1 protein-coding gene is annotated in these 518 nt (G+C 52.5%); it reads left to right on the forward strand.

Annotated elements, in window-relative coordinates:
* A partial coding sequence (locus BS617_RS17925; RefSeq protein WP_139303250.1) for a cadherin-like domain-containing protein occupies nt 1–518 on the forward strand: 518 nt, incomplete at both ends.

Consider the following 518-nt stretch of genomic DNA (forward strand, 5'->3'; position numbering starts at 1 on the left):
ACGACAGCTTCAATGGCGAAGAAGACGTACCGTACACCATGACAGCGAATGACCTGTTAGGTAACGACACGGATCCAGACAGCGATCCATTAACGATCACTGAAGTGTCTAACCCAACGAACGGTACGGTTGTCCTTAACGCTGACGGCACCGTGACCTTCACGCCTGATGAGAACTTCAATGGCGAAGCGACGTACGAGTACACCATTACTGATGGTAACGGTGGATTTGACACCGCTACTGTGACAATCGACTTTGCACCGGTTAACGATGCACCGGTTGCCGCTGATGATCAGCTGACAGGTGAAGAAGACACCACCATCACGCTGGATCCAGCAACGCTATTGGGTAACGACACGGATGTTGATGGCGATCCATTAACGATCACCGACGTCTCTAACCCAAGCCACGGTACGGTAACACTGAACCCCGATGGCACAGTGAGCTTCACACCGGATCCGGACTACAACGGTCCAGCCACGTTCGACTACACAGTTAGCGATGGTAACGGTGGTGAA

The organism is Neptunomonas phycophila (genome assembly GCF_001922575.1).
GTDB classification, from domain to species: Bacteria; Pseudomonadota; Gammaproteobacteria; order Pseudomonadales; family Balneatricaceae; genus Neptunomonas; species Neptunomonas phycophila.